This is a genomic window from Ruegeria sp. CE12, assembly GCF_056537525.1.
The window spans coordinates 1-10,415 of sequence record NZ_JBQFRS010000020.1; the positions used below are offsets into that span (position 1 = coordinate 1).

The 10,415-nt window shown below is 51.9% G+C and carries 5 protein-coding genes; 2 read left to right on the forward strand and 3 right to left on the reverse strand.

What is annotated here, in order from left to right; genetic code table 11:
- From ACR0IO_RS22640 to ACR0IO_RS22650, 3 genes are all read right to left on the reverse strand, one after another.
- The coding region (locus ACR0IO_RS22640; RefSeq protein WP_480745050.1) for a beta strand repeat-containing protein at positions 1 to 2,989 on the reverse strand (2,989 nt) is incomplete at its 3' end.
- A 685-nt stretch (positions 2,990 to 3,674) separates the two neighbouring features.
- Complete coding sequence (locus ACR0IO_RS22645; RefSeq protein WP_480745052.1) at positions 3,675 to 4,163, reverse strand: helix-turn-helix transcriptional regulator; 489 nt, start codon at positions 4,161 to 4,163, stop codon at positions 3,675 to 3,677.
- A gap of 150 nt (positions 4,164 to 4,313) precedes the next feature.
- On the reverse strand, positions 4,314 to 5,126 hold the full coding sequence (locus tag ACR0IO_RS22650) for a LytTR family DNA-binding domain-containing protein (RefSeq protein WP_480745055.1): 813 nt from the start codon (positions 5,124 to 5,126) through the stop codon (positions 4,314 to 4,316).
- A 1,266-nt stretch (positions 5,127 to 6,392) separates the two neighbouring features.
- Between ACR0IO_RS22650 and ACR0IO_RS22655 the strand changes: the two genes are divergently transcribed.
- Both ACR0IO_RS22655 and ACR0IO_RS22660 read left to right on the forward strand, forming a co-directional pair.
- Complete coding sequence (locus tag ACR0IO_RS22655) at positions 6,393 to 7,247, forward strand: alpha/beta fold hydrolase (RefSeq protein ID WP_480745057.1); 855 nt, start codon at positions 6,393 to 6,395, stop codon at positions 7,245 to 7,247.
- Positions 7,248 to 7,531: 284 nt separating this feature from the next.
- Positions 7,532 to 10,415, forward strand: a 2,884-nt coding sequence (locus ACR0IO_RS22660; protein ID WP_480745060.1) for a beta strand repeat-containing protein, incomplete at its 3' end; no start/stop codon positions are given.

Consider the following 10,415-nt stretch of genomic DNA (forward strand, 5'->3'; position numbering starts at 1 on the left):
GAACGCCGCCTGAAGGCAATGCAGCAGTGGTAATCCCATGCGCCCGGACAAAAGCGTCTCCTTGCGCCGAAACCGTTATCGTCCCGGTGTTCTTTAAACTCGTATCGATCTGATCAAAAGACATCCCGACGGCTGCAACGGTTGCAACGTTTTGGCCCGCTGCTGAAACCTGCAGGGTGCCGGAGTTTAATACGTTCCCGCTATCGCGAACGTTTGCGCCCTGAATGCCAGCTGCAAAGGCTGTAGAACCCTGGTCCGCGACAGCGTTGACAGAAACACTACCGCTGTTGGTCAGTTTGCCTCCAACGTGAGAAAATCGCATCCCCAAAGCGGAGGCGTTCAAACCTGAGGCCGAGGCCGCAATCGCGCCCGAGTTCTCGAACACTCCGAAACCACCCATTGGATCTTCGTTGATGTTGTCTACATAAATCCCGGTGGCAACAGCGCGCTGGAAGGGAATGGAAGGGTTCGAATCGGTTACCGCAGCGCTCGCGACGATACTGCCGGAATTTGAAAATCTGCCATCGATGAAACCGAGGGCGATACCGCTGGCGCGCGCAGTGGTATCTCCCGACGCTCTCGCTGAGATGTCCCCCGAATTGCCAGCCGAACCCTGAACATCGTCCAAGGCAATCCCTTCTGCACCAGCAAAATCAGCCTGCGCAAATGCCGAGATGACGCCAGAGTTGGTGAATGTGCCGCCAATATCAGTCGTGTTGATCCCGTCTACATACGCCGAGCTTGTACCAACGGCCTGAACCGTTACTGCGCCACTGTTATCAAAGGAACCGTCGACATTTCCTCTCACTTCGATCCCTTCTACAAACGCAAAGGATCCTCCGCCAGCTGCTGCCGTTATGGTCCCACTGTTGATCAGCGAACCGTCCACGGCAGCTGTCAGGATACCAGTAGAGTTGGCCGAGTCGGTGTCGATCGCTTGGACCGTGATTTGGCCACTGTTTTCCAACGTACCCACCAAACGGCCCAGAGTCCTGATTCCATCAACGCTTGCGCCAGACCCTTGCCCTTCGGCGACAGCTGTGATCGTACCGGTGTTTGTCAAAGTTCCATTTGCTGCAATGGATCCCGTGCGAATTCCTTGGGCCGAGCCGCTGGATCCCTGACTGGCAACCGTGATGCTGCCGCTGTTGAACAGTGTCCCCAACACCGTCGAGGATCGAATGCCGATAGCCTCTACGCTCGACCCGTTGTCCACCTGGATGGTGATAGAGCCCGAGTTGCTCAGCGCACCGCCTATTTCGCCAACATCAATACCGTATGCGGACGCATGGCTGACAGCATCTGCACGAACGCTGATATTGCCCGAGTTTTGAAGTGTTCCGTTCAGCCTTCCGATATCGATGCCTGTAGCCAACGCTGACGACGAGGTTGCAAGGGCATCCAATTTGATCGTGTTGGTGTTGATCAGGGAACCGTCGACATTTCCGCTCTCTATCCCGATCGCAGTTGCGCTGCTTCCTCGGCCTAATGCTGTGATGGCTCCGTTGTTGGTCAGAGCGCCCTGCACGAGACTTGTCGATATCCCGGTTGCTACGCCATTGCGCGTACCGTTCGCCGCGATCACCAATGGACCATCATTGGTCAGCTGGTTATTCACCTCATCAACTTGAAACCCATATGCTGTGGCCGACCCGTTGCTGGCCCTTGCATCAGCAAAAATCCCAGCGCTGTTGAGCAGAGTGCCCGATATGTCGCGTGCCTGAATCCCCCGGGCAGTGGCAGAAGTGACCCCCGCAGCGACGACATTGACGGCCGCGTTGTTCGAAACACTGCCGACGACATTGCCGAAATCAAACCCTCCGGCATTTGCGGTTGAGGTCGTCGCCACCGCCTGGATATTGACAGCGCCCGAATTGTTGAAATTCCCGCTGTCGCCCACGCCCCCAATATCGAACCCATCTGCCGTAGCACTTCCGCCGAAAGCCAACCCGGAAATCATCCCTGAGTTGGTCAGTGTTCCGCTCAGGCCGGAGACTTTGATGACATCATAGTCTGCTCTTCCGGTGTTACCTGCTGTCATCTCGACAGTAAGTGCGCCGCTGTTTTGCAGACGCCCGGAGAGGTTGTTTACCACAATTGTGCCCCCGGTTGCCTGGTTTGTACCAGCTGCCAACACATTGATGGCCCCGGTACTGTTAAACTCCCCTGGCAGACGATCAATTTCAACACCGGCTGCTCGGACAATGTTAGCGCCGGATGCAGATGCATTAATGGGGCCAGAGCTATCGACTGTCCCGTTGATTGTCACAAAGGACATGCCAAATCCGAACGCCGACCCAACAGAGCTTGAGACATCAACAACAATGCTGCCACTGTTACTTGCAGTTCCGTTCACAACGTCGGCCGTTAGTCCGATACCAATAGCTCTGCTTTCGTTGCTGCCCTGCAGGATAATTGTCCCGCTGTTTGACAGTGTGCCATCGAGTTGATTGACGAGAATACCCGTAGAGGTACCGGAGGTCAGCGCAGAATTTGCGATATTAATAACACCAGTGTTCTGTACCGAACCTGTCGTGTTCCCAGAGACATCTATTCCAAAGATCACTGCTGAGTCGCCGGATGCAGCACCCATCGTGATAGAGCCCGAGTTCAGGACAGTGCCTGACAAATCACCATTGATGTCGATCGCTGCGCGGGTCCTGGCGTTCGCCTCTGGGGCTGTCAGTTGCCCGGCGTTCGTCACTGTGCTGGAATAATCCGCCACGTTGACCTGAACCAAGGCAGGCCCCGGCAAGCGATTGATGCTGATCGACCCGGTACTCGTGATGGTATGATCTTCATCCACACTACTGATCAGCGGCGTCGTTCGCGCCCCATTGACGACCTCTCCCAATGAGGCCCCCGCTGAAACCGCCAAAACAGAGGCTGAGCAGAGGAATAGCGAGGGCGCGATGCTCGCCACTTTCCCCTTCCACTTGGTTAGACGTCCACCATGCGCAAAAGCGCGTACCCGTTGCTCGACCTGCATGTATTCTGCCCCATCTGGCTAAAGCTTTTTTGATGCGCGAGAGAAGGATTGTTTCCCCAACGTCATCCGCTCAATGCGTATTTGCTTGCACACTCAACATCGGGCTTGAAGGGCCAAAAAGGGCGAGAATGAGGCTGTTTTGATGGATTAAAACCTTGGTTTATGTGGCTTACACCATAGTTTATCGCAGGTTGAAACTTCGCTGGTTTGAAACCATGAAGAGTGGTTCTACAAAGGTGTCCGCCCTCAAGATTCTATCAATGACAAAGAACGCATTCATTGCGCAGCTAGCGATCAAAACGAGAGCATGATAGTTCGCCGTTTCATTCGAAATCCCGTTTGATCGGGTCATCAGTATTTTGATGCAACCCTCAAGCTTTGGGCCAAGATGGAAGAACCCAATGCTATGGCTGATGGATCAATCTTGCCAGAATCGTACTCGCTATAGATTGAGAGTAGTTCCAACATAGGCGGCTGAAGCCTGAGCAGCAGGCCGATTTAAGCCCGACGCGTTTCATCAGCGCGGCACCGTGAGTTAGATCAAGGAGTCTTCTGGATCGATGCACCGGAAGATAGAGGCTACGAATCCCTGTATAAGTCAGCGTATTCCAGCTTCTCGGTAACGGAGTCGGGAGCTAAGTGTTAGCCAGAAAGTCAGATAATCGCGTCTTGAGAAGTGGTCGTTTTACTTCGACCCATCGCCGGTTAGATCTTCCAGAAGGGCACTGAAAAGCTGTGCCTTGTTAGAGAAACCTGACTTCCTATAGATTGAGTTTGTTTGCGCTTTGACGGTTCCCTCTTTCGCATCTCTTGCTGCAGCAATTTCAGCAGTGGAACACCCTTTTAGAAGAAGCCGTGCTACATCCCTCTCGGCTTTGGTAAACGACCACTTTTCAAAGTAGCTTACTAAAAGCTCTTCAAATGCTTCTGAGGCGCGTGTGGCTTTTCCTTCGAGTTTGGTCACATGGGTTCCCATGCGCAGCAACTCAACTCCAAGAACCACAATCGAACCCAATAAGCACAGCATCACGATGATTGCCCAGATATGGTAGTCATCCCAGTTATGCACCCACTCCAATCCCATCGCCTCGCTGAACTCTTCCAGAAGCATTATGAGTGCTGCGGCAAGTGATGCAAAAAATGATAGCGCCAGACGTTCTTTGGAGGCCGACATAGTAGGATCTTTCAAGTTGCCGACAATCTGAGCGCCGGATTTTCGCTTTTGTTGTAGTATGTTAGGGCCTGTCAATTGACCAGCCGAGCCATATCGGAGGAGTCGTTTCAGTGAATCCAGGTCTAGGAGAGAATTTTTGTGAGCAGCGATTTAGCATTGAGGCTGCTTACTTCTGGTTGGCCTATCCGCCTGCTTGGTTTCAGTCGTTTGTGCCTTTCGTCGTTCAGTTATTTCTTTAACTTTGGACACCATCTTGCGACTTATTGAAAACGCCTCGCCACCTGGGGTCACTACGTATGGGTTTCCGTTTCTGTAAACGATCTCACCCATTTCCTTCTTCGATAGCCATCTCGACCGGTGGACCAACAAACCGTCTTCAGGGTCCAAGTTCTCCACAGCGCTCTTAAGTGTCATTCTTATCAACTGTGTCCCATTTTCCGTTGTAACCGACACGTATTGGTTCTGAGCCTCCAGCATTAGCAACGGTCCTCGATTTGTTACGTCGAGCTTTAATTGAATTGGACAATCAGTTTGCTTTGGAGGGCGACGAAACAGATATTTCAGGGGGTCGTATCCAAACCCGGTTATAGCCTGAGCTCTGAAGTGCAAAAATATAGCGTAGGTAATTACACTCGAGACGAATGCAGACGTAAAATAATAGAGGATTGCGTGCTTAAGTGATGACCCGCCCGCCAGTAAATAGGTTGCAATAAAGGTCTTTAAGAACAAAATTATTAGATAACTGCCCAATGCTGTCCAAAAGACGCATATTGAGTTTCGAATAGACCAGTAGAACAGAGCAGGCCCAGCAAAAAAATAGAATGCGTAGAACGCGATTACCCAAGCCAACACGTACAGAGCATGCTGGAACTGACTGATATTAGGAACTGCATGCCCCCGCTCCACAATCACGAGAGCAAGAAAGACCACAGCGTAGGCTGAAATGAAAACTTTGTCTTTCATCAAGCCACGTAGCCAGACTGTAAGTTCAGCCTTTGTCAGCAACGAACTATACTCCCCAACAAATCAACAGTTCGGACATATCGGCGTACCGCCGCTAGCGGATAACTGAAGGGCGGGGCGGCGACTGTTCAGGGTCATCAGCAAGCAGATTCTTGTCGGGGTAATAGTACCACCATCTTGAGTGGCTAAGTAGGGATTGAGTGGGCTCGAGGCATAGATTCGCCGTTCAAACTTATGCCATATGCGAGTAGCATAACGCTTGAACGTGTACGACATGTAGACCTCCTCCAATCCCAAATTGTATTCCAGCAAGCTTTACGTTTGCAGAGTTTCAAATAGTCAAACGGTTAACTAGCCCGACACAACTGTTTCTATCGTGGCCAATTTTGCGCTTGGGGTGCTGCTCGAAAGAACAAATTTCTCAAGGCCTGCACGCCGCGGAACCTATAGCTTCGTTGGCTTCATCTAAACTGGCTGGAGAGTCGAAAAACTCGCTTTGGTGCGAATAACTGGTGTTTTGGTGCGAACAACGTTCAATGACGGCTTCCGCGTTGGCACCCTTTCTCACTTGGATTGAGCCGTTTCGTCTGCTGCGAAATCGATCGACGCGGACGGGTGCTCGAACCGACACTTATAGTGGGTGCGCACTTCAATATCGTCGAGATGGTTTACCGTGTCGTGGCGGTGTAGGCGGTCTGCCAACACCGAGAATTGGTTGCAAACATAGCTTGTGCAAGGCCCGTTTCTTGGCTGTCTCTGCCATTTGTCGCCAATCGATATCGCAGTACTCGGTCCTCGTCGGACTCGAAGAAAACAAACCAACAACTTTCGATCACGCAACGGTACTGCCAGTGCAACATTGAAGTTGTTTCAGATCAAAACACAACTTGACTGCAATGGACGGCATCTAGAACAAAGCCTGCGAAACCATACAAGTCGCGACACGACTAACCTTCAGGTTTGTAGATTCAGCGACTTTTAAACCTGATCTGGTGACTAATAAACCTGATCTGGTGACTAACAACAGAATTACGATTTGATATAAGTCTAAAGGCTGTATCGATGTATTTACACTGAATTGAAACTACTATCGTGAGTTTCATTCAAAAAAAAGCGGGGTTTACAGTCGTTGTATTCTCATCAGCCCTGTCGGTGCTGCTAAACTAAACCTGTTGTGCTGCGAGTACTATTATTGTGGAATATTAGTATCAAATTTATCAGGGCTTGTTCTGATTGTAATAATTAAACGCATATGAGGGAGCTTTCATGACACAGATGAAGAGGAGCTCATTGAGAATCCAAGATGGAACTAAGCTCAGCTATTTAGAAGGCGGATCCGGTTTTCCACTCATAATGGTGCATGGCTGGTCGCAATCCGCTCAAATGTTCTCCGCCCAGTTCGAGGCCTTCTGTAAAATTCGTAAAGTTATCGCACTAGATTGGCGTGGGCACGGTGAATCACAAAAGACCGAATATGGTTACCGGATATATCGATTTGCTAAAGACCTATATGATTTTGTCAAAGAATATGGGCTTACTGAGTTTGATATTTTAGGTCACTCTTTGGGAACATCTGCTCTTTGGTCTTATATGTCGCTGTTTGGCCATGATCGCCCACCTCGGAAACTTATCTTTGTTGATGAACCCGCTTCACTTCTTGCCAGGCCAAACTGGAGTGCCCAGACGCGCCTAGATGCTGGATCCATAATCAATTCGCTTGAAACGCTTGCGCGGTTTACTGATAGCGTCATCCATGCGGATTCCGTCGCCAAGCATGCGGATATTCTGCGCCCCATGTTCACGGCAAAATTTCCAGAAGATAAACTCCTTTCGGTAGCTGCTGAAAATCTTAAACTTCCGCGGATGTGTGCTGCTAGCCTCCTCGAGGACAACTGTCTTCATGACTGGCGCAGCGTAGTCGGGCAGATAAAAAATCCGGTCCTTGTTGTTGCCGCGGAAGGTAGTCCCCATCCACTGGAATCTCAACAATGGATAGCCTCACAAATCTCGGGTGCTAAATTGGTTGTCATCCCGAAAGATGAGGGTGGAAGCCACTTCATGTTTGTGGAAAACCCGCATCGATTTAACGGTTCTGTCTTGGGGTTTCTCGAAACCTCCTAACCCACCTTCGGGCAGCGCCTTGGGCGCTAAGTTTTAGAGAGTGGCAAGGCGAATTTCAAAGCCCATGAAGCGCACGAGGCAGCGAAGTCTCAAGATCTGATAAACTAAAGTGTATGCAGCCTAAACCTAGTGTTTAAAAGGGCTAATTGGCCACATTCTCGCCGTCAATACCCCTTCCAACGGATAGTCGAGCGTGCAAGCAAATGCGCATTGAGTAGATGACGCAGGGTAATCAAACCCTCGCGTGCGCATCAAAAAAGCTTTAGCCAGATGGGGCAGAATACATGCAGGTCGAGCAACGGGTACGCGCTTTTGCGCATGGTGGACGTCTAACCAAGTGGAAGGGGAAAGTGGCGAGCATCGCGCCATCGCTATTCCTCTGCTCAGCCTCTGTTTTGGCGGTTTCAGCGGGGGCCTCATTGGGAGAGGTTGTCAATGGGGCGCGAACGACGCCGCTGATCAGTAGTGTGGATGAAGATCACACCATCACGAGTACCGGGTCAATTGAAGTAAACCCACTGCGCGCGTCCTCCTTAGTCTTCATCAATGTGCCCGACTATAGCAGCACTCTGATAAATGCTGGACGCATATCGGCACAAGGCGGAACAAGCCTTGCCAGGAGCGGAATCGCAACATTCGGCGACCTATCCGGCACCATTCTGAACTCTGGTACAATTTCCCTTGGCGAAACGGTAAACGATAATGCCCTCCTGATCGGTATTGACCTTAACAACACGTTGAGCGGGTCTGTTGAAAACACCGGAGTCATCAGCATTCAGAATGCCGCCGTCCAGGGCGGCACAGCAAACGGGATTCTGGCGGACCAAGTCGATGGTACACTGTCAAACAGCGGGACAATCAACGTACGGAGCAGCAACGACAGCAGAGCCAATGCAATTGGACTAGAGACCGGCATTTTGACTGGGACAGCAAGTAACAACGGCAGCATTTCCGTTAATACCTCAAGCCGTCTTGGGTCGGCTTTCGCATTTGGCATGTCCTTTGCGCCAATCACCGGGACGGTCGATAACTCCGGCCCCCTCAACGTTTCTGCAAACGGAACAATTGGTGCCCGCGCAGTTGGTGTTGCCAGTCACGATCTGATAGGTGAGATTAACAGTACCGGGGCCATCAATGTGTCGGGAATTGGTGGAAACGGCGTAATTGGGCGAGCAATCGAAGTAAACAATCTCTTTGGGCGTCTGCAAAACAGTGGCGCGCTTACTGTCGATGTGACGGCAGGCAGCACCGGTAGAGCGGCCTATGACGCAGCCAGAGTATTCGGCCTTGGTGGGACATTGACCAACTCTGGGATGGTTTCCGGGCGGGGTATCGGCGGAAACGTTGACGCAGGTGGGTTCGATATCAGGGGTGTGAGCAACGGCGCGAATTTCGACAATTCGGGCGCTGTCAATATTCAGGCGCTTGCTACATCTACAACTGCTAATGCCGATGGGTTCGATTTCGGCAATGTTGCCGGCAGTGTTTCGAATTCAGCGCCAGTTAACGTCACCGCAAGTGGTGTCACCCAGGTACAGGCCAGAGGGATAGCGGCCGGCAACGTCTCAGGTCTTATAACTAACAGCGGGTCGATTTTTGCCGATGCGCAGTCAAGTAATGGCGCAGGCTTTGCGCGTGGCATCGAAGTCAGCGATGTCAGCGGTAAACTCACCAATGCCGGCGACATCGTGGCAAACGGCGCTGGGTTGGACAATGGCGGCGCAATAGGAATTTTCACGGGCAACATATTGGGGGAATTGAACAATAGCGGTGATATCACTGCAACAGGGCGGGGCAGGCGCGCCAACGCTTACGGTATTAACGCGACAGGGAATGTTGACGACACTTTGATCAACACGGGCTCGATTACTCTGGTCGCTACGGCTTCCGGATCGGGTAGTGCGACAGGTATTCATGCCGGTAGATTGAATGGGACACTTCAGAACTCTGGAAGCATTGCGATTCAACTGAACGCCGCCGACCAGGCGTCTGCATACGGTATTGATGTTGGCGAAATAGGCGGTGCGCTGAGCAACTCGGGCTCTATCACCATCCAAGCAGGCAATGGATCGAGCGTTGAAGCCATAGGTATCCGGTCCTCGACGGTATCGGGCTCATTGACCAATAATGGCAGCATCACGGTTGCGGCCCAGGGCTCCAACGTCGCTGCCGATGGCATCGGTACAAGGTCTATCGCTGCTGGCGGGGTATTGTCCAACACCGGTTCGATTTCTGTTTTGGCAAACGCTCAAGGGTCGCAGGCGAACGCCAACGGATTTCTGATTGGTGGTCAGATATCTGGCACGATGACTAACAGCGGCAGCTTGACGGTTCAGGTTACGTCAGACGTTGCCACCGCCAGCGCATATGGCATCTTTACGTCAGATATCGACGGACAGCTAAGCAATAGCGGAACTATTGTGGCGATGGCTCGGGGCGATACAGCCGAGTCCTCGGGAATGCGCGTTCGAAACATCAACGGCAGCTTCAGCAATAGCGGTGCCATGACCGTAACGGCCCAAGGGCAGAACTCGGCAACAGCGCGGGGAATCGAAACCGGTGAAATCGCTGGTGCATTCGACAATACAGGAACCATCACGGTCGCCGCTAACGGTGGATCCAGCGCGTATGCGGTGGGAATACGTTCCAGCAACTTTCGCGGGATAAGCGGAGCTTTTGCCAATTCAGGCAGCGTCTCAGTAACAGCAGCGGCATCCGGTGGGTCGAGTTTGGCCGCAACTGGATTGAGTGCGCGATTTATTGACCAAAGCGGCAGCTATGAAAACTCGGGTACGCTTTCGGTTGCCGCACGCGGTAACAAAATGTCTTACGCCTACGCACATGGTATCCAATTCTCGCGCGTCGGTGGTGATTTATCTAACAGCGGGGACATCGCGGTGTTGGTTGAAAACTCGCAAGGATCGTCCGCCTACGCTGCCGGAATGTTTGTCGGAGGCGTATTAGATACGGCTCGCATTTCAAACTCTGGTTCCGTGCAAGTGTCAGTTGATACTCAGAAAATGGCAACAGCTGCGGCCATTGGTCTGGGTATGGGTGCTATCGAAGGGGAGGTTACCAACACCGGGACGATAACGGTTTCGGCGCAAGGAGACGCTTTTGTCCGGGCGCATGGGATTACCACTGCTGCATTGCCTTCAGGCGGCGTTC

Bases quoted from the DNA above. Each gene is read 5' to 3' on its own strand.
- ACR0IO_RS22645 (WP_480745052.1), bottom strand. From the start codon at position 4,163: ATGTCGGCCTCCAAAGAACGTCTGGCGCTATCATTTTTTGCATCACTT.
- ACR0IO_RS22650 (WP_480745055.1), bottom strand. From the start codon at position 5,126: ATGAAAGACAAAGTTTTCATTTCAGCCTACGCTGTGGTCTTTCTTGCT.
- ACR0IO_RS22655 (WP_480745057.1), top strand. From the start codon at position 6,393: ATGACACAGATGAAGAGGAGCTCATTGAGAATCCAAGATGGAACTAAG.